At 42.7% G+C, this 19,333-nt stretch carries 19 protein-coding genes, 1 tRNA gene, 1 rRNA gene and 2 riboswitches; of the genes, 8 read left to right on the plus strand and 13 right to left on the minus strand.

All coding sequences use genetic code 11. The features are described from left to right. Positions 1–104, minus strand: a 16S ribosomal RNA gene (locus MOC09_RS13490); the annotation flags it as partial. Between the two features lie 400 nt (positions 105–504). Continuing rightward, a riboswitch (TPP riboswitch) is annotated at positions 505–606 on the plus strand. Between the two features lie 100 nt (positions 607–706). Between MOC09_RS13490 and thiT the strand changes: the two genes are divergently transcribed. Beyond that, positions 707–1,285 carry an energy-coupled thiamine transporter ThiT gene (gene thiT, locus MOC09_RS13495; protein WP_268370807.1) on the plus strand — a complete coding sequence of 193 codons (579 nt, stop codon included), beginning with the start codon at positions 707–709 and terminating at the stop codon, positions 1,283–1,285. Positions 1,286–1,325: 40 nt separating this feature from the next. Here the strand turns inward: thiT and MOC09_RS13500 are convergent, their stop codons facing one another. From MOC09_RS13500 to MOC09_RS13510, 3 genes are read right to left on the minus strand one after another with little or no spacing between them, the layout of a single operon-like run. Further along, positions 1,326–1,847, minus strand: coding sequence for a GNAT family N-acetyltransferase (locus MOC09_RS13500; RefSeq protein WP_268370808.1), 522 nt, complete (start codon positions 1,845–1,847; stop codon positions 1,326–1,328). Between the two features lie 24 nt (positions 1,848–1,871). Continuing rightward, positions 1,872–3,401, minus strand: coding sequence for a flotillin lipid rafts scaffold protein FloT (floT, locus tag MOC09_RS13505; protein WP_268370810.1), 1,530 nt, complete (start codon positions 3,399–3,401; stop codon positions 1,872–1,874). A 17-nt stretch (positions 3,402–3,418) separates the two neighbouring features. Continuing rightward, on the minus strand, positions 3,419–3,943 hold the full coding sequence (locus MOC09_RS13510; protein WP_268358771.1) for an NfeD family protein: 525 nt from the start codon (positions 3,941–3,943) through the stop codon (positions 3,419–3,421). Between the two features lie 167 nt (positions 3,944–4,110). Here MOC09_RS13510 and MOC09_RS13515 point away from each other — a divergent pair, with 167 nt between their 5' ends. Continuing rightward, positions 4,111–4,599, plus strand: coding sequence for a DinB family protein (locus MOC09_RS13515; protein ID WP_268370812.1), 489 nt, complete (start codon positions 4,111–4,113; stop codon positions 4,597–4,599). Positions 4,600–4,604: 5 nt separating this feature from the next. Here MOC09_RS13515 and MOC09_RS13520 read toward each other — a convergent pair whose 3' ends face one another. The 3 genes from MOC09_RS13520 to betB all read right to left on the minus strand — a co-directional run bounded on the left by MOC09_RS13520 (position 4,605) and on the right by betB (position 7,968). Then, positions 4,605–5,183, minus strand: coding sequence for an MOSC domain-containing protein (locus MOC09_RS13520; RefSeq protein ID WP_268370814.1), 579 nt, complete (start codon positions 5,181–5,183; stop codon positions 4,605–4,607). An 87-nt stretch (positions 5,184–5,270) separates the two neighbouring features. After that, positions 5,271–6,479: a choline dehydrogenase gene (gbsB, locus tag MOC09_RS13525; protein ID WP_268358778.1), complete on the minus strand. Its 1,209-nt coding sequence runs from the start codon at positions 6,477–6,479 to the stop codon at positions 5,271–5,273. A 16-nt stretch (positions 6,480–6,495) separates the two neighbouring features. Continuing rightward, complete coding sequence (gene betB, locus MOC09_RS13530; protein WP_268370816.1) at positions 6,496–7,968, minus strand: betaine-aldehyde dehydrogenase; 1,473 nt, start codon at positions 7,966–7,968, stop codon at positions 6,496–6,498. A 197-nt stretch (positions 7,969–8,165) separates the two neighbouring features. Between betB and cudC the strand changes: the two genes are divergently transcribed. From cudC to ktrB, 4 genes are all read left to right on the plus strand, one after another. Continuing rightward, positions 8,166–8,708: a choline uptake/conversion transcriptional regulator CudC gene (cudC, locus tag MOC09_RS13535; protein WP_268358777.1), complete on the plus strand. Its 543-nt coding sequence runs from the start codon at positions 8,166–8,168 to the stop codon at positions 8,706–8,708. A gap of 206 nt (positions 8,709–8,914) precedes the next feature. Beyond that, a complete protein-coding gene (bslA, locus tag MOC09_RS13540) occupies positions 8,915–9,460 on the plus strand; it encodes a biofilm surface layer hydrophobin BslA (protein WP_268370818.1) in 546 nt (181 codons plus the stop codon). Between the two features lie 144 nt (positions 9,461–9,604). Further along, positions 9,605–9,754: riboswitch (cyclic di-AMP (ydaO/yuaA leader) on the plus strand. 72 nt (positions 9,755–9,826) lie between these two features. After that, a complete protein-coding gene (gene ktrA / locus MOC09_RS13545) occupies positions 9,827–10,495 on the plus strand; it encodes a potassium uptake protein KtrA (protein WP_268359348.1) in 669 nt (222 codons plus the stop codon). Between the two features lie 6 nt (positions 10,496–10,501). Next, positions 10,502–11,839, plus strand: a complete 1,338-nt coding sequence (gene ktrB, locus MOC09_RS13550) for a Ktr system potassium transporter KtrB (protein WP_268359343.1) — start codon at positions 10,502–10,504, stop codon at positions 11,837–11,839. A 35-nt stretch (positions 11,840–11,874) separates the two neighbouring features. Here the strand turns inward: ktrB and MOC09_RS13555 are convergent, their stop codons facing one another. The 3 genes from MOC09_RS13555 to MOC09_RS13565 all read right to left on the minus strand — a co-directional run bounded on the left by MOC09_RS13555 (position 11,875) and on the right by MOC09_RS13565 (position 14,789). Next, the gene (locus MOC09_RS13555; protein ID WP_003222348.1) at positions 11,875–12,138 is read right to left on the minus strand and encodes a YiaA/YiaB family inner membrane protein; all 264 of its coding nucleotides are present in this window, start codon (positions 12,136–12,138) and stop codon (positions 11,875–11,877) included. Between the two features lie 107 nt (positions 12,139–12,245). Then, positions 12,246–13,094 carry an exo-glucosaminidase LytG gene (gene lytG / locus MOC09_RS13560; RefSeq protein ID WP_268370819.1) on the minus strand — a complete coding sequence of 283 codons (849 nt, stop codon included), beginning with the start codon at positions 13,092–13,094 and terminating at the stop codon, positions 12,246–12,248. Between the two features lie 153 nt (positions 13,095–13,247). Beyond that, positions 13,248–14,789 (minus strand): MFS transporter, encoded by a 1,542-nt coding sequence (locus MOC09_RS13565; RefSeq protein ID WP_268370820.1) that lies wholly within the window; start codon positions 14,787–14,789, stop codon positions 13,248–13,250. Between the two features lie 519 nt (positions 14,790–15,308). Between MOC09_RS13565 and MOC09_RS13570 the strand changes: the two genes are divergently transcribed. Continuing rightward, positions 15,309–15,794 (plus strand): cysteine dioxygenase, encoded by a 486-nt coding sequence (locus tag MOC09_RS13570; RefSeq protein WP_268359335.1) that lies wholly within the window; start codon positions 15,309–15,311, stop codon positions 15,792–15,794. A gap of 99 nt (positions 15,795–15,893) precedes the next feature. Here MOC09_RS13570 and MOC09_RS13575 read toward each other — a convergent pair. From MOC09_RS13575 to MOC09_RS13585, 3 genes are all read right to left on the minus strand, one after another. After that, a tRNA-Ala gene (locus MOC09_RS13575) sits at positions 15,894–15,966 on the minus strand. A 108-nt stretch (positions 15,967–16,074) separates the two neighbouring features. Further along, positions 16,075–16,905, minus strand: a complete 831-nt coding sequence (locus MOC09_RS13580; RefSeq protein WP_268359333.1) for an undecaprenyl-diphosphate phosphatase — start codon at positions 16,903–16,905, stop codon at positions 16,075–16,077. Positions 16,906–16,996: 91 nt separating this feature from the next. Beyond that, entirely contained in the window at positions 16,997–18,163 is a 1,167-nt protein-coding gene (locus MOC09_RS13585) for an AI-2E family transporter (protein ID WP_268370822.1), read from the minus strand. Positions 18,164–18,343: 180 nt separating this feature from the next. On the opposite strand from MOC09_RS13585, the gene MOC09_RS13590 reads away from it, so the two are divergent. Then, complete coding sequence (locus MOC09_RS13590; protein WP_268370824.1) at positions 18,344–19,330, plus strand: Gfo/Idh/MocA family protein; 987 nt, start codon at positions 18,344–18,346, stop codon at positions 19,328–19,330. The last annotated feature ends 3 nt before the right edge of the window (positions 19,331–19,333 follow it).

The raw sequence follows: 19,333 nt of genomic DNA on the forward strand, positions 1-19,333 counted from the left end.
CCGCCGCTAACATCAGGGAGCAAGCTCCCATCTGTCCGCTCGACTTGCATGTATTAGGCACGCCGCCAGCGTTCGTCCTGAGCCAGGATCAAACTCTCCGATAAAGTAGTTTGACTGACTACGCACATCGCTGTGCGATTTATAAAAAATGAATTAACAGGTACGTTTTGTCTTGTTTAGTTTTCAAAGATCATTTCACCACTTCTTAACGAAGCAGCTTTACTAATATAACATTCAGCCTCTTTTTTGTCAACAACTTTTTCAAATTGTTTTGAAGCTTCTTGTTTTGTCTGCTGTTCATCAGCGACGTTTAATAATATAACACCTATATTTATTTATTGCAATAGTTTTTCATGAAAAAATTCTATAAAATAAATAAACTATCATTGCGCATGACATTATATCGCGTATTTAGAATATAACTATTTTAAAAGAACATATACATCGTAATGCGATCTTGTTGTTTTTTTCTTTTTCTTGTATAGTAGAAACGAACTAAATACTGATGACCACAAGGGGAGCATTAAAGCTGAGAGTGAGCGGTTTCGTTCTGACCCTTAGAACCTGTTAGTTAACGCTGGCGTAGGGATGTGGCAAAGTCAAATGAATTGCAGATCGTAAAGCAGTGCGTGGAACTTTTCTCATCCTTCCGCGTGCTGCTTTTTTGTTTTCCTTTTGGATTGTCTATCGATGGAAGGGGATTTTTATGAATCAATCTAAACAACTGGTTCGCCTTATTGAAATTGCAATTATGACTGCGGCTGCTGTTATTTTAGACATCGTCTCAGGAATGTTTCTCAGCATGCCTCAAGGAGGCTCGGTCTCCATCATGATGATTCCGATCTTCTTGATTTCGTTTCGATGGGGTGTCAAAGCAGGCCTCACTACCGGTCTGCTGACAGGTCTAGTTCAAATAGCGATTGGAAACTTATTTGCACAACACCCTGTCCAGCTATTGCTAGATTACCTTATCGCGTTCGCTGCTATCGGTTTAAGCGGATGTTTTGCTTCTTCTGTCCGTAAAGCCGCTGTAACTAAAACAAAAGGGAAACTGATTGTCTCAGTGGTCAGTGCCGTTTTTATCGGCAGTGTCCTACGCTATGCCGCACATGTCATTTCAGGAGCCGTGTTTTTCGGCAGCTTCGCTCCAAAAGGAACGCCGGTATGGATTTATTCTTTAACTTATAATGCTACTTATATGGTTCCTTCATTTATCATCTGTGCAATTGTCCTTTGTTTATTGTTTATGACTGCACCGCGTTTGCTCAAAATTGACAAAGTTTAATGTGACAACCCCCAGCGCAATCCGCTGGGGGTTGTTTTGGTTATCTGTTAAGAACCGTTTTCAAAGCAGAAAGATTCGGCCATCCCAATCCTACTTCTTTCAGCCTTTCTCCTGCAATTTCAAAGCTGTCCTCCGCTACTCTTTCAGGTGTATAGGCCTGATAAAATGTAATCGAGGGGTTCTCCTCAATTACCCAAACAAACATGCTCGAAAAGCCATGATGAATCAAAAACTCTGATCCTTTTGCTAAGAGCGCTCTGCCTGCCCCTTGCCGCTGATGCTCTTCTAAAAGGTAAATAGCGTATAGCTCGCCATCATAGCCTCCTTGTTCAGAGCGAATAGGTCCAAATGAAGCAAAGCCAAATATTGAACCTATTTCATCCTGAACCACAAATACACCTTTCAACGAGCAGCTTTTCCATTTGTCTTCAAATTCCTTGTAGTTCAGACTTTCTAAGTATTCAGCCGGGACAATTCCGCGGTATGTTGTCCTCCAGCTATCTACATGCACTTTTGCAATGTCCTTGATGTCTTCTATCTTTGCTTCTCGTACAGTTACCATTTTTCTGCCATCCTTCCCCAGTCATTAATCTGGTTTTTGGACCGTTTTTGCTTCTTTTATTTCATTTGTTAAATCGTTAATGCTTTGTTTTACGTTTCCTTTTCCAGAAAAGTTCTCAATCATTTCTTTTACATCAATTCCCGACGATGCCTTCAAGCTTTCTTGCAGGCTTGACATCAAGTTTGTCGCGTAGCTTGTTACTTTATTTGCACCGCTTGATTCACCGCTTCCTCCTGTATCAACAACGGTGATTTTATCAATATTGGAAAGAGGTGCCGCTGCTTGTTTCGCGTATTCTGGAAGCATTTTTACGATCATATCGAAAACCGCAGCCTGCCCGTACTGCTCAAAGGCAGCCGCAATTTTCTCTTTTGCTTCCGCTTCTGCCAGACCTTTCAGGCGGATAACCTCAGCCTCTGTTTCCCCTTTCGCTTTTTCCGCTTCAGCTTTTGCGAGTCCGTCAATTCTCACTTTTTCCGCCTCAGCCTTCGCCATTGCTTCTATGCTGTACTTCTTGGCATCAGCTTCCGCGAGCTGCTTGGCTTTCTCAGCTGCTGCGGACTGCTCGACTGAATAACGGTCTGCATCTGCTTTTTTCTTTACTTCCGAGTCGTATTGGCGTTCACGGCGAAGAATTTCTTTTTCTTCCAGTTCTATTTGTTTTTGGCGTTCGATAATTTTAACCTGCATTTCCTGCTCTGTGACTTGCTGACGCGCTCTGGCAGTCTCTAAATCATATGCCTGGTCGGCATTCGCTTTTGCCGTATCTTGTTCTTTTCGGTATTCAGCCATTTTGAGCTGATTGATTTTTTCTGCTTCGGCGATTTCCGTTGCTCGTTCAAGCTCTGATTTTTTTGCATCTTTATCAGCTTCTGCCCGCTTAATTCGGGTTTCTTTATCAGCCTCCGCTGTTGCAATATCAGCATCACGCTTTACTTGGGCAATTCTCGGTTTCCCTAATGATTCAAGATAACCGTTTTTATCACGCACATCTTTAATGGTGAAGGAAACAATCACAAGCCCCATTTTTGCGAGATCCTGTGAAGCGACACGCTGCACCTCTTGAGAAAATTTTTCTCTGTTTTTATAGATTTCTTCAACTGTCATTGAGCCGAGAATGGAACGGAGATGGCCTTCTAAAACCTCTCGCGCTTCCTGCTCACGGTCTTCTTTTGATTTTCCTAAAAATTGTTCGGCCGCTGTAGCTATTTCTCCTATAGAACCGCCGATTTTTATAATTGCAGTTCCATCGGCCATCACAGGCACTCCTTGTTCTGTATAAACTTCAGGTGTCGAAACATCAAGTTTGCTTGATAATAGGCTTAGCGGCTCTGCCTGCTGGAAGACAGGAAGGACAAAGGTTCCCCCGCCGCGGACGATTTTAATGCGGTTGCCTGCTTCATCGACATGGACATTCTTATTGCCAAGATAGCTTCCCGTTACGATTAACGCTTCATCAGGACCTGCCGTACGATACTTTGTAATAAATACGGCTATTAGTGCAATTAATAAAAAGAATACAACTCCGATAACAATAATAATCGGCATTGTCATATCACATCCTCCTTGATTTAAATAGGTTCATGCGGAGTAACCGAAAGAACTCCATTGTTGACATCAACGACTAAAACCGTTGTTCCGTAACTGATCTGCTGATTCTCAAAGCTGACCGCTGACTTCGAGATGGTGCCGCCTATCCCTTCAATGACCACTTCACCAAATCCGTCAACAGGAACAGCAGTAATGACTTTACCAATCCTCCCTCTCAGATCATCTTCCTTATAAGCCAGAGATTCTTCAGCAGATGACAAAGGTACCAGAACAAAGATGTGAAGCAATGTCACCAGGATAATTGAAAGGATGCAAGATAAAAGTGCTATCAACAGACTGGACAGGGGCAATGTAAGCTCACCTATATATCCGCCTGCTGAAAAACATGTAAAAAATGCAAGCACCAATGTCGGATTAAGAAACGGAATGCCTTCTGTCAGCCCAGAAAATACATCTCCGAAAAATAGAAATAAAAGCGTAAGACTGCCCGCAATCATCAGCGTATAAAGATAAATGGTTTGTATAGGAACGTCTAATAACTCCAATTTCCTCATCCTCTCTTCACCAATGCATTGATGAACGGCTGCCGTTACCATTTATACGATGCGCAATGGAATAGGTTTCAAAATTTTTAGATAAATGCTCTTTGTTAAGTGCTTTATAAATGATAATTGCTTATATATATGGTAATGTCGTTTTAGGAGGAGATATGATGAGTATCTTTAATGAAGCCAGATTAGAAACGTGGAACGAAGTGAAAGGACTTTCGGACGAAAAGCTGAATCAAAAGCCTTCAGCTGAAGAATGGAGCATACGGGAAGTTCTCGACCATCTGAAAAAAATAGATATGGCCGCACAAAAGATGCTGAAGGAACGTGTAAAGGAAGCACCGGTTAAAGAAGTGAAAGAAAAACCGCTTGAGACTGCACAGGACAGAAACAACAAACGGAAAGCCCCGACCCATCTTGAGCCTGCTCATAATTTTATTTCAGGCAGCCAGATGAAACGTGAGCTTGATGTGGTAAGAGAGCAGCTGACAGCTGCGATTGCCTCTCTGAAGGAAGAAGATTTTGAGAGAGTGCTTCCGCATCCTGTGTTTCAAGAACTGACTGTCAGACAGTGGATCGATTTTATTGGCCACCATGAAAGACGGCATCTTAGCCAGATTAAAGAAATTAAAGAAAAGATAGAAAGGGCCTGATTTGATCAGACCCTTTCTGCTTTTCGTTTGGCTTTCCGCTGAAATGAATGAACTTCTATTTCATCACCTGTGTAAACGGCACCAGGTCTCTCAACAATACAGACAATCCCCCTTATGCCCATTGCGTGGCGGACGAAAGCCGGCGCGAGCTTTGGCTTGTCCGGATAATAAGATTGAATGACTTCACCCGGCTGGATACACGGGTCATTTTCTCCCTCACTCAGCAAAGCAGCTCCGCTTGGAAAAATGAGCCGGCTTCCTTCTTTTATTGAAGTGAGATCTGGTATACCGCTGACTGCCACATTCGCCCCGAGCCATTCCGGCAAAATTCTCGGCACTCCCATTTCTAAAGCGATTTCATTGCATTCCTCTATTGAAACAATAGAAATTTGTCTGCGGTTAAAAATTTCAGTCCCTCTTGAAAACATCGGTTCTCTGGCCCCCGCTTTTTTGGTCAGGCCAAAATGCAAGTCGCCGGGAATGCCGCCATAATCAAAATCAAGCTTGTCCATTTGCTTTGTTACGAAGCTTTCTGTATCTGCAATATATAAGCCTTCCGTTTTTGCAGTCATACGCTTCCACATCAGCCGGCACCTTCCTTCTTATCTAAATTTTCAATCTATCCTTCATTATCCAAAAAAATCCCGCTCTGTAAAGGAGCGGGATTTTAATTATACTGTTTTAGGCGTCAGGTTAAAGCAGCGCTTATAGATCCAATTGTATGCTTTTTCATTTAAATCTCTAGGGTTCCCGAAGGTTTGCGGGTCTTTCATTGCTTCTTTTGACAAGCGTTCGATCATATCAGGTGATACTCCCTGTTCTTCTAAAGTCGGTACTTCTAATTCTTCGACCAGGTCATACATCCAGTTGACAGATGCTTTGGCAGCTTCTTCTGTTGTCATCTGGCTTGTATCAATACCGAACGCTTTTGCAATCCGCGCGAACTTCTCAGGGTAGCCCTTCCAGTTGTATTCCATGACAGGGCCCATCATCGCCGCCACACATTGACCGTGTGCAACTGGGATAATACCGCCGAGCGTTTGGCTCATCGCATGGGCCGCACCTGCTGATTCACTGCCGTAAGATAGACCTGCAAGCATTGCAGCCTGCGCCATTCCGTATCTCGCTTCCAGATCCTCTCCGTCAGCAAATGCTCTTTTAATGTAATGAGCGGCGTATTCAATCGCCATTAAGGCAACTGCATCCGTGATTGGCTGTGCAAATTTCATTGTATAGCACTCAATGGCATGAGCAAGCGCATCAATTCCCGTCATGGCTGTTACATGCGGAGGCATTGAAATATGAAGCTCAGGATCAATGATGGTCAAGTGCGCTGCGATCAGCGGGCCGCCCGTGTTAAATTTGAATTCTCTTTCTTCATCTGTGATAACCGCCCATTGGGTTACTTCTGATCCTGTTCCGGCTGTTGTCGGAATGGTCGTCAGCGGAGGAATGCGGTTTTCCAGCGGTTTTTTTCCATCTGCCGCTTCATAATCAAGCACGCTTCCTTCGTGAGTTGCTTCTACTCCGATGGCTTTCGCTGTATCCATGGAGCTTCCGCCACCGACTGCCACTAAACCATTACAGTTCTCTTTTTTGTATAACTGAGACCCTTCATTCACCAGACGGACAGGCGGATTTGGCTCAACTTTATGAAAGAGCACCACTTCAATGCCTGCTTCTTTAAGTGATTCGATTACGGGATCAGCAACACCGGCTTTATAAATCCCTGGGTCTGTGACAAGGAGCGCTTTTGAAACGCCCAGTGCAGCTACTTCCTCACCTGTATGCTTGATGGCTCCGATTCCATGCTTAATCACAGTCGGAATTTCAAATGTATGGAATTTCTGCATGCTTTCTACCTTCATATTTAACGTCATCATCAATCTCCCCCTCTTATGAATTGAACCAATTAACCGCTGCCGGTTTTGTATTGCGATACACGTGTTTGACTTCTGTGTATTCTTCAAGGCCTATTTTTCCAAGCTCGCGCCCGAACCCGGATTGCTTATAGCCGCCCCATGGCGCCTGTGCAAAGTACGGATGGAAATCGTTAATCCAAACAGTTCCCATTCTCAGGCGTGCTGCTACGCGTTCACACTTTTCAATATCTTTTGACCATACCGCTCCGGCCAAGCCGTAGATGGTATCATTTGCAAGCGCGATTACCTCTTCTTCCGAACTGAAGGTTTCGACGGTCAATACAGGCCCGAAAACTTCTTCCTGAACAATTCTCATGTCAGATTTACAGTTTGAGAAAATAGTAGGTTCATAGAAAAAGCCGTTTTGCAGCGCAGGGTCTTCCGGTCGTTTTCCTCCTGTCTCCAGCTTCGCGCCTTCTTCTATCCCGATCTCTACATATTTTTCTACTTTTGCCCTGTGCTCCGCCGAAATAAGCGGGCCGCTTTCTGTCTCTGCGTGAAAACCATTTCCGAGTTTTATGCGTTTTGCCCGTTTAACCAGCTCCGCCAAAAATTGATCATGAATGGCATCTTCAACAAGCAAACGCGAACCGGCTGAGCATACTTGGCCGGCGTGGAAAAATACAGCGTTTAATGCCTGATCGACCGCAACCTCTAGATCTGCATCCTTGAAAACGATATTTGGATTTTTTCCGCCAAGTTCAAGCGCAATTTTTTTGACGTTTCCGCTTGCCGCCCGCATGATTTTTTTGCCTGTTTCGATTCCACCCGTAAACGAAATCAAATCAACATCTTTGTTTGCAGCAAGCTCGTCACCCACTGTGGCTCCCGGTCCCAGAACAAGATTTGCGACACCTTTTGGAACGCCGGCTTCTTCCATCAGCTTAAAGACTTTGATTGTCGTCAGCGGCGTGATCTCACTCGGCTTCATGACGATCGTGTTTCCTGCAGCCAGTGCGGGCGCGATTTTCCAGCTTGCTTGCAGGAGCGGATAATTCCACGGCGTAATCTGGCCGCAAACCCCAATTGGCTCTCTGATGATTTTGCTTTCTGAATCAGGGATTGGAGATGAAATGATCTCTCCGCCATCTTTGTCTGCTAATCCGGCGTAATATTGAAAAACATTAGCGATATCGTCCATATCGGCCTTGCTTTCTTCGAGTGTTTTTCCCGTATCAAGCGATTCAAGCTCAGCCAGCTCATCAAGATCGCGCCTGATTAATTCCGCAATTTTCAGAACAATGTTTCCGCGTTCTAGCCCGGATAGAGATGGCCATTCTCCTTTGTCAAATGCTTTTCGCGCGGCTGCTATTGCCTTGATGGCGTCCTCTCGCCCTCCCTCGCTTACGGTTGCAATTTCTTCTTGATTAAATGGATTAATAATGCTGCGGATCTGCTCTTTTTCGGCACTGATCCATGCTCCGTCAATGTATAATGTTTGACTCATATAAGCCTCCTTGACGTAAATAAAGTTTGTTAAATAAAAATTTAACGTTTTTAACAACCTTAATCTAACATATGGTTTTTAAACTGTCAAAGCCCCATTTAATTTTTCATTTTGACTTTTCTTTATGTTTCGTTAAGATAAAGAACATAAAGAAATAACTTAACGAATTTAATTTTCTAAAGGAAAAGAGGGTCAGTATGGATGAAAATCCAGAAGTTACAGCTATAGAACAGGCACGGGATCTTGTTATCGACTCCATTGCTGAAACGATGGATCTTTACGGAATTACCCGCAGTGTCGGGATTTTATATGGGACGATGTATATGAGGGATGAAATGACGCTTGACGAAATGCGCGAGGAATTGCAAATGAGTAAGCCAAGCATGAGCACAGGTGTCAAAAAGCTTCAAGACTTAAATGTAGTGAAAAAGACATTTCATCGGGGCATCCGCAAGCATACATTTGTGGCTGAAAAAGATTTCTTTAAATTTTTCACTAATTTCTTTCCGCCTAAATGGGAGCGGGAAGTCCAAGTAAATGTAGCAGCGATTGAGGAAGCTCAGGCAGATTTACAAAAGATTTTGAGCAAGGAAGGTCTCAATGAGGATGTGAAAAATGAAGCGCTGCAGCTATACGAGCAGCTGGAAAGCTCTAAAGCCTACTATGACTGGCTGAAACGGCTTGCTGAATCGGTGCAGAGCGGGGAAATTTTTAAGTTTATACCGATCAAGGAAAAGTAACACAGAAAACGCCTGGGAAGCCGGGCGTTTTTTTGTCCGTTTATACGTAATTACTACAAATTTGAAAAATACGGGAAAAACACCCCATTTACTTCCAAAATATTTGATGGTAATTTTATGTAGGTAAAATTTGTATTTGGCCGTTCAGAGGAGGTGAATAGCGGGCAGGCCTGTCTATTTCATAACTATTTAGGGGGAATTTGATTATGAAACGCAAATTATTATCTTCTTTGGCAATCAGTGCATTAAGTCTCGGTTTACTCGTTTCTGCACCTACAGCTTCTTTCGCGGCTGAATCTAAATCACCTTCAGCTCATACTGAGTCTACTATGAGAACACAGTCATCAGCTTCATTGTTTGCCACAATCACAGGGGCAAGCAAAACTGAATGGTCTTTCTCTGATATTGAATTGACGTATCGCCCAAACACGCTTCTCAGCCTTGGCGTTATGGAATTTACATTGCCAAGCGGATTTACTGCAAATACGAAAGACACGTTAAACGGAAATGCTTTGCGTACAACACAGATCCTCAACAACGGGAAAACAGTAAGAATTCCTCTGGCACTTGATTTGTTAGGAGCTGGCGAATTTAAATTAAAACTGAATAACAAAACACTTCCTGCCGCTGGTACATATACTTTCCGTGCGGAGAATAAATCGTTGAGCATCGGAAATAAATTTTACGCAGAAGCCAGCATTGACGTAGCTAAGCGCAGCACTCCACCGACTCAGCCATGCGGCTGCAACTAATCTAAAAAAGACCGGTTAAGCCGGTCTTTTTTATCTTTCCCTCCCCTTTTTTTCTCTCATCCACGTTATTTTTTTCTGGTCTAAATTTTAAATTGACAAACACTTGAAACAGGAGTAAATTCTTGAGTGTTCAATTTCATAAAGTCTCTTTTACCGCTTAATCAAACACGAACGGGGGAACCAACGATTGGCTGTTTTATTAACAGCATTGGGGGTGAATCTTACTAGGTAAGAGGGGGTACTCTGAATCCCTAATCCGACAGCTAACCTCGTAGGCGTATACAGAGAGGAGGTCTATTATCGGCCATTCTTTGCAATGGCCTTTTTTGCTTCAAAAACGTTAATTCACTAAGGGAGTTATGAACATTGGGAAGAATTAAAAATAAGCAATTTGCCGTAATCGGGCTGGGCAGGTTTGGCGGAAGCATTTGCAAAGAGCTGCACAGAATGGGCCACGAGGTCCTTGCGATTGATATAAACGAGGAAAAGGTAAATGCGTATGCTTCTTACGCAACTCATGCGGTAATTGCCAATGCCACCGAAGAAAACGAATTGCTTTCATTAGGAATACGCAATTTTGAATATGTGATTGTTGCCATTGGAGCGAATATTCAAGCAAGCACGCTGACCACCCTTTTATTAAAGGAGTTTGATATTCCGAATATTTGGGTGAAGGCTCAAAACTATTATCATCATAAGGTGCTTGAAAAAATCGGTGCTGACCGCATTATTCACCCTGAAAAGGATATGGGCGTCAAAATCGCACAAAGCCTTTCTGATGAAAATGTTTTGAATTACATTGATTTATCTGATGAGTACAGTATTGTCGAGCTGCTGGCAACGCGCAAGCTAGATTCAAAGTCGATTATTGATTTGAACGTAAGAGCAAAATACGGCTGTACGATCCTGGCCATTAAACATCATGGAGATATTCGTCTATCCCCATCACCTGAAGACATCATTCACGAACAAGATTGCCTGGTGATCATGGGACACAAAAAGGATATTAAACGTTTTGAAAACGAAGGGATGTAGACAAAGGTGACACTGCAAAAGGATAAAGTGATCAAATGGGTTCGGTTTACACCGCCTCAAGTGCTTGCACTTGGTTTTTTTCTTACCATTATTATCGGTTCCGTGCTGTTATTGCTTCCGATTTCCACAACGAAGCCAGTGACATGGATAGATGCCCTTTTTACTGCGGCTTCCGCTACAACTGTAACAGGGCTTGCAGTTGTCGATACCGGCACACAATTTACACTTTTCGGACAAACGGTTATCATGGGGCTGATTCAGGTCGGCGGGCTTGGATTTATGACATTTGCCGTTTTAATCGTCATGATATTAGGGAAAAAAATCGGATTAAAAGAGCGAATGCTTGTCCAGGAAGCCTTAAACCAGCCGACAATTGGCGGTGTCATAGGCCTTGTCAAAGTCCTGTTTTTGTTTTCGATCAGTATTGAATTGATAGCAGCACTCATTTTATCCATCAGGCTTGTGCCTCAGTATGGCTGGTCATCCGGCTTGTTTGCCAGTCTGTTTCACGCGATATCTGCTTTTAACAATGCCGGGTTTTCGTTGTGGCCTGATAATTTGATGGGCTACGTTGGCGATCCTACAGTGAATCTTGTGATTACTTTCTTATTTATGACAGGAGGGATCGGATTTACGGTTCTGTTTGACATTATGAAAAATCGCCGATTTAAAGCTTTTTCTTTACACACAAAGCTCATGCTTACAGGAACGCTGATCTTGAATGCAATTGCTATGGTTGTGATCTTTATATTAGAGTACAGCAACCCCGGCACGCTTGGCCACCTGCATATAGGTGATAAATTATGGGCTTCCTATTTTCAGGCAGTGACGCCGAGAACCGCAGGCTTCAATTCCCTCGATTTTGGAAGCATGAGAGAAGGAACCATTGTATTCACTTTATTTTTGATGTTTATCGGAGCAGGAAGCGCATCTACGGCGAGCGGCATTAAGCTGACTACGTTTATCGTGATTTTAATGTCTGTGATTGCTTATTTGCGAGGTAAAAAAGAAACGGTTATTTTCCGCCGTTCCATTAAATATCCGATTATCATTAAAGCTTTAGCTGTCAGCGTCACCAGTTTGTTCATCGTGTTTTTAGGGATTTTTGCCCTGACTATCACAGAACAAGCGCCATTTATTCAAATTGTGTTTGAAACCTTTTCTGCATTCGGAACTGTCGGTCTTACAATGGGGCTTACTCCCGAACTGACGGCAGCTGGAAAGTGTATCATTATTGTCATCATGTTCATCGGAAGAATTGGTCCTTTAACGTTCGTTTTTTCATTTGCAAAAACAGAGCAATCAAATATTCGTTACCCTGACGGCGAAGTGTTTACGGGGTGATAACAAAAAATCCGGCGTCCAGGCGCCGGATTTTTTTATGATTCGATATGAGATTGATTTTGTCTTTTTTCCTGCTCTGCGATGATTTCGTTATCTTCCGCGTTGTCGCGGGTCACTTTTTGTGTAAGAATCGCACCGACTGCTACAAGTATCATAACGGCAATGTAATACCCTTTTTCATTGAGTTCCAGGTTATCAGCATTATAGAGTCCGATACTAAACAAAAATACTCCCGCAAAAAAAGTAAAATAAGCTAATACTGTAAAGGCAACCGTGTTTCTACGTCTATATTTCTGCACCTTTGTTCCCTCCTGAAAGCATAGTCAATAAGTGATAACTTCGTGGAATATTATACCTCAAATTCCCCGGAATGGAACAAAAAATTAAAAATACCAGTAAAAAGGGATCAGGTTGCTTCCTTTATTTCAACAGCTGAATCATCAACCCAGCCGATGAGTTTATCATTGATTTGAAATTGGTACCACACTGACTCGCCCTTCTGCTTTTTAGAAACAACCTTTATATCCTTGCCGACGTAAGATTGGGCAGAGGTCAATCTGATAGACTGATCATCAGTAGAGGGCTTGGACCATACGTCCTGAACGGCACTGTCTTTGATAGAGCCGTTTAAATCCACTGATTTCAGGGATGGGTTTACCTCATCGTACTTATCTAAATCGTATTTTTCCACAATGCCGCTGATTTTGTCAGCGTAGTCAGGGTCTGTAGCATATCCTGCTGTTTGCAAGGCGGTTGCCGCTTCCTTATAATTCTCAGCATCAAGCACCGGTTTATACTTCTTTTTATTCCACGATGTGCCGCGGACAAACAATTGGGCGTGGTCATCCATCGATTCAAAAAACGTGCTGTATTTGCGAAACTTCGCGCGAATGGTTTTTCTTTTCCCTTTTTCAAATTCATCCGTTTCCATCGTAACATGATGGCCTTTATAATTTCCTTTTACGCCAAAAAGGTTGTTGGCCTGAGCAGCAAGCTCACTGTTCCCCCAGTCTGACTCGAGAATGGCCTGAGCAATCGTAATGCTGGGGAGGACATGATATTTCTCATACAGAATTTGTGCATGTCCGGACAGGCTGTCAATAAATACTTGCTGTTCATCAATTTCTTCAGGTTCTTTCGATGTTTCAATCGGCTTTGATAAAGTTGTTGCTAAAACAAACAGGGCCAGCGGAATTGATACAATAAAAAATAGTAAAATGAAGAGTTTGCGTTTTTTTAGTTTTTTACGGGCCATGAAAACCTTCCTTTAAGTTAAAAGATTGCGAATGTAAAAGAATCTACCTTTTAGAATTTTACTTGCACTTCTAATATTTTTCAATTCTTTAGGGATATAGTCGGGAAAAGATTGCAAACAAAAAACCTTTTTCCTGATGGAAAAAGGTTTTGATCATGTATCTAATTTTGTCAGCCTGGGCTGTTTAAACTTTCTGAGTGCATTCCGATATTCTGTATCATGTATCACTTTATGAGAAAGTCCTTGTGCTGAAACGGCTGGCTTTTCCGCAGACGGTTTCGCTTGATCATGCGGTTTATGAGCAAGCTTGTGCCCCATACCAGTGGCGTTCATACAGAATGAGAGACAAACGAGCAGCACGCTCAGGACAAAAGAAATGAAGAAGAGATCATGATAAGCAGTCAGCATAGAATCCTGCAGCGAGCCGCTTTGTCTGGCAGCATCTTTTTTCGTGAAAAAGCCGATGAGGATTGGCACTCCCATATAGACAAACAATCTGAAAAACTGAACAGCTGTCATTCTCTTGACCAAATCTGGCAGCGGTCCGCCCATAGCCGCTCCCATCAGCCCTGCGGCGACTGTCAGGCCTGTTCCCGCTGCAAGCATGATAAACAGTGCCGCGAACATATAAAGAGATGATCGATCCTGCATATGCAGCCATTGAAAATTCACAAACACGAGAATGAGTCCGCCGATAATACCGAGCATCCCTGGTCCGACTTTATCATAAAACAGAGCGCTCAAAATGGCAGCGATCGCCACGCCGATTAAAAGAGTCAAGTTTAGGAGAATGAGATGCGCCTGAGAAATATCATACACTTGACGGAGCAAGCCTTGAAAAGCAGACAGGCTGACAGCTACCGTGATCGTCCCTGCAGCGATGATAAATAACCCGAGCACCGGTTTTGGCAGCAGCATCAGTTTAATAGAAATAAACGGGTTTTTCACTTTATATTCCACAATCAATAAAGCAAGGAGCAAACATAACGCAATCCCGAAACCTGTCCATACATAACCTGATGAAAGCCCCCATTTTTGCAGAAAAATGAATGTAACCGCTGAGGTTGCGGCAAGGCAAACAGATAAAATGATTCCCGCACTATCGAGCGGCTGTTCTTGTTCTGCTGCCCCATGATGCTCATCATGAAGAAAGAAATAGCTCAACGCGACTCCGATCAGTGATAGTGCGCCAAAGATGCAAAACAGCCATCTCCAGTGGCCATAGCTTGTTGCAATTGTTCCTAGGATCGTACCGATGATAACAGAGCCATAAAATCCCCCGATCAGCACCAGCAGTGCATAGTTTCTGCGGTCAATCGGAAATGACAGAACAAGCATTGGAATCATAATCATTAGCATGACACCTGTAGCCGCTCCCTGTAAAAAGCGCCCTGCCGCCATCCATGCAACATCATTTGAGCATGCAAAGAGCAGTGAACCAAGTATAAAAACGGATAAAGAAGTCAGATAGATCAGACGGGCACCGAATGTTTTCCTCAGCAGCGGTCCTGCCGGAACTAATAAAGCAAAGGCCATATTGCCGATCAATATTGGATTTACTGATAGGAAGCCGCTTGTTCCAACCGTCTTCTGAACAAGGCCTTGAACTGACGACAATGCTGTGTTAGACATCAATCCCGGCCCGACCGCTAAAACAGCGAGCAAAGAAATCACCCAATAATGTTTTGTCTTCATGTTGTCATTCCTTCCTATATGAATACATGCGAAACACATCATTTATTGGAACCAAAAGAAGCTAATAGATTTTGCATACCATTAGCTTTCATTCTAATATTCTCCCTTTCGGGGGAAATGATATTATTTTATTATAATTATGTGAATGAATGAGCATATACTCAAACATTATTTCAAATCAATTGTGTTTTGTCAATGGAGTAAATTTCATGCACAACATAAAAAGTCTGAAAGCTTTTCCCCGATATTGTGTTTTGGAGCCAAGGGGGCTAGAACTGCACTTATGGATCTCTGCTCGTTACATCAAGCAAATTAAAGCAGGCCGTTTTACCCCTTTCAATCCACTATTCCTACTAATAAACTCGAATAAGTTGGTGATAAGACAACATTTTGGCCGCACATTTTTTTGTGTTCACTGGGTGTTTGCCGCCTCTAAATTGTGGATGGGTAAATACCATGAATTAATCTGCGAAATACCCATTGCTAGTCAACTTTAAATCAACCGGGAGGCAAAAAAGAATGGAACTGCATGAGTGTATCCAAGACATTTTTAGCGGCTTAAAAAAACCATCGGTTAAAGATCTGACAACTTCATTAAAACAAATTCCAAACGCATCAACATTGATTCAGCCGTATATTAAGGAACCGGACCAGTACGCTTACGGCCGTAATGCGATCTTTAGAAACAACGAATTGGAAGTTATCGTTATTAACATTCCGCCACACAAGGAGACAGCAGTCCACGATCATGGTCAATCCATTGGTTGTGCAATGGTGTTAGAAGGAAAACTGCTCAATTCTATTTATCGATCAACCGGTGATCAAGCAGAACTCTCCAATTCATACTTTGTCCACAAAGGAGAATGTCTTATCTCAACCAAAGGTTTAATTCACAAAATGTCCAATCCTGCATCTGAACGAATGGTGTCTCTTCATGTTTACTCCCCCCCTTTGGAGGACATGACGGTCTTTGAAGAACAAAGTGGTGTATTGGAAAAATCATAATTTACAGGTGAACGGTTGACTTTGACTTCGGATCATCCACAGAAGAGTTCGGCATTTTTCAAAACAAAAAAACCCTTATAGAATAAGGGTTTACAGGTATGGAGCCTAGCGGGATCGAACCGCTGACCTCCTGCGTGCAAAGCAGGCGCTCTCCCAGCTGAGCTAAGGCCCCGTATGTAACGTCATATTTATTATAGATGATTTTTTTTTGAAAAACAAGCTGTTTCCTCTTGAATATGACAGAAAAAAATAAGGCTCCACAAGAGCCTTATTTTTCGATTTACATCATAATGAAAAGTAAAATCACACCGAGAATGATTCGGTAGATTGCAAATGGGACAAGTTTAATTTTGTTAATCAGTCTTAAGAAGAAACGGACGACAAACAATGCGACAACAAAGGCACAGATGAAACCGACGATGAAAAACGGCATCAGATCCGAGCTTAAGCTGTCCCAATGCTTCACGAGGCTTAAAAAGCTGGCTCCCATCATGATCGGCATCGCCATAATAAACGTAAAGTCGGCTGCCGCTCGGTGGTTTAATCCGAGAATAACGCCCCCGGAAATCGTTGAACCGGAGCGCGAGAAACCTGGCCAAAGGGCGAGACATTGGAATAAACCGACCCCTATCGCCTGCTTATAGGAAATGCGGTCGAGGGTGTCTGTTGCTGATTTCCGTTTATTTACCCAATCAGCAAACAGCATCAGGACTGCCCCAGCGATTAAACCGAAGGCCACAGTTTTAACGGAAAATAAATATTCATCAATGTAATCCTCAAACAAAAAGCCGAGAACAGCTGCAGGCACGAGCCCGACGGCAATTTGCGCAATGCTTAATTTATGTCCCTGTTCCTGGTCGCTTGTAATATTCTTTTTCAGACCGAGCAAATTCAAAATTCTGTCTTTAAAAACGATCGCTACTGCTAAAATGGAACCTAGCTGAATAACCACTTTGAATGAATTGGCAGCTTCTTCTGACATCAGATTGTTTGATTTCAGCCAGATATCGTCTACTATGATCATATGTCCTGTCGAAGAAACCGGCGCGTACTCTGTTAATCCTTCTACGATTCCTAAAATGGCAGCTACAAACAATTCCCATAGAGTCATGATTTTAATTCTCCCCATTAGACATTTATTTTTTACATAACGGGAGCTTTCCATAAATGGAAAGCCCGTCTTATATAACTATAAACGAAAATCACACTTTATGACCTGACGTATTTTCATTTTTTTCTTCATCGTATAAATGTGACTGCATTTTAAACCAGTCAAATAAATGTGTCGTAATGACTTTGGCAACTGCATAGCCCGGAATGGCCAGAATAATTCCAACAACACCAAACAGCTTGCCGGCTGTTAACAGCAGAAAAATAATCGTAATTGGATGGATGTGAAGGTTTTTCCCCATAATTTGCGGAGAAATCAGTTTCCCTTCAATCAGCTGCACGATAGTCCATACAATGACCAGCTTAAGCAGCATGAGCGGCGATGTCACTATGGCGATGATAATCGCTGGCGTAATGGCAATCGTCGGCCCTAAATACGGAACGATGCTTGTACAAGCCGCAATGATGGCTAGCAGTGAGGCATAATCCAGTCCGATAATCAAATAACCGATAAACAGCAAAAACCCGATACAAAAGCTGACAATGATCTGGCCCCTGATATAAGAGCTCAATCGATGATTCATTTCACTTAAGACTGTGTATGTCTGTTCCTTCAATCGCGTCGGCACAAACTTCAGTATGTAAACCGGCAATTTTTTCCCATCTTTCAGCAAATAAAAAAGAATAAACGGAACCGTGACGATCGAAATGATAATCTCAGTCAACGCGCCGATAAAATTTCCAACGCCGGTAAAGGTGCTGTTCACAATCGTCGCCGCCTGATCTGAAACCTTTGTTGCGAGATCAGATATATTGATGTTCATCGTTTGCTGGGCCTGATTGACAAAGTTGCTGCCGATCAGCTGTTTTGTTTGATTTTCAACGATATCCACATACCTTGGGATGTTATCGATCAAACTCATAATTTGTTCTTTTAAAAAGGGGATGATGGACACGATCGTAATCGTGATCAGCCCGATAATCAATAGATATAACAGCAAAATAGAATAGATTCTTCTGATTCTTCTTCTCTCAAGAAAATCGACGACTGGGTTTAACAGATAGAACACTATGCCTGTTAAAATGATCGGCAATGAAATCGTTTTGAGCAGAACAATAATCGGGGTGAAAATGAATGATGTTTTTGTAAAAACAAGAATATTTAAACCAATCAACAGCAGCACAAGCAAAAATAATACAAACTTATTGTCCAAGAAGAATCGCTTGAATCTGCCGCTCCATGTTTGCAACGTCTCCACTATCGTTCCTCCGTCATACTTAGTTTAATTAAATTGTACACTATCGTCCCTATAATGAAAAATAATAACCGCTAATTGCTGGAAAAACTTCCTTGCTCTATATATGTGATTTGATCTATCATGTGCTTTTCTTCTTTTTAAGCTATAATTTAGCTATAACATACAAAAGGAGCGATAAACGTGATACGATTTGCGATTATAGGAACCAACTGGATTACAGAGCGCTTTCTTGAGTCAGCAGGGGAAATCAAAGATTTTCAGCTGACAGCTGTTTATTCAAGATCAGCTGAACGCGCTGCTGAGTTTGCCGCTAAACACGGAGCTGAGCACACCTTCACAAACCTTCAGGAAATGGCGGCAAGCGACTGCTTTGATGCCGTATACATAGCCAGCCCGAATGCCTTGCACAAGGAACAAGCTGTTCTCTTTATGAACCATGGCAAGCATGTGCTTTGCGAGAAGCCGTTTGCTTCGAATGCAAAAGAAACAAAGGAGATGATTTCAGCGGCTAAGGAAAACGGCGTTGTCCTGATGGAAGCAATGAAGTCCACTTTCCTGCCGAATTTCAAAGAGCTGAAAAACCACATACATAAAATCGGCACTGTCCGCAGATTTACCGCAAGCTACTGCCAGTACTCCTCACGGTATGATGCGTTCAGAAACGGAACCGTCTTGAATGCATTTCAGCCTGAGCTTTCCAATGGGTCATTAATGGATATCGGCGTCTATTGTATTTATCCTGCTGTCGTGCTGTTTGGTGAGCCGCGGGATGTAAAGGCGAACGGATATGCATTATCTTCCGGAGTGGATGGAGAAGGAACCGTCATTCTGTCTTACGACGGGTTCGAAGCCGTTCTAATGCATTCTAAAATCTCTACTTCCTATGCCCCGGCGGAAATTCAAGGTGAAGACGGAACGATTGTGATCGATACGATTCACCGGCCTGAACGTGTAGAAATCCGCTATCGTGACGGCCGTCTGGAGAACATTTCGATTCCCGACCCTAAACCGGCGATGTTCTATGAAGCAGAAGAATTTGTCACGCTCATAAAAGAGAATAAGCAGGAATCTGAAGAAAATACGTTTGAACGGTCTTTGATCACCGCCAAAATCATGGAAGAAGCAAGAAAGCAAATGGGAATTGTGTACCCTGCTGATCAAGCCTAAAAA

The sequence above is a fragment of the Bacillus sp. N12A5 genome (assembly GCF_026790125.1).
Taxonomy (GTDB): Bacteria; Bacillota; Bacilli; order Bacillales; family Bacillaceae; genus Bacillus.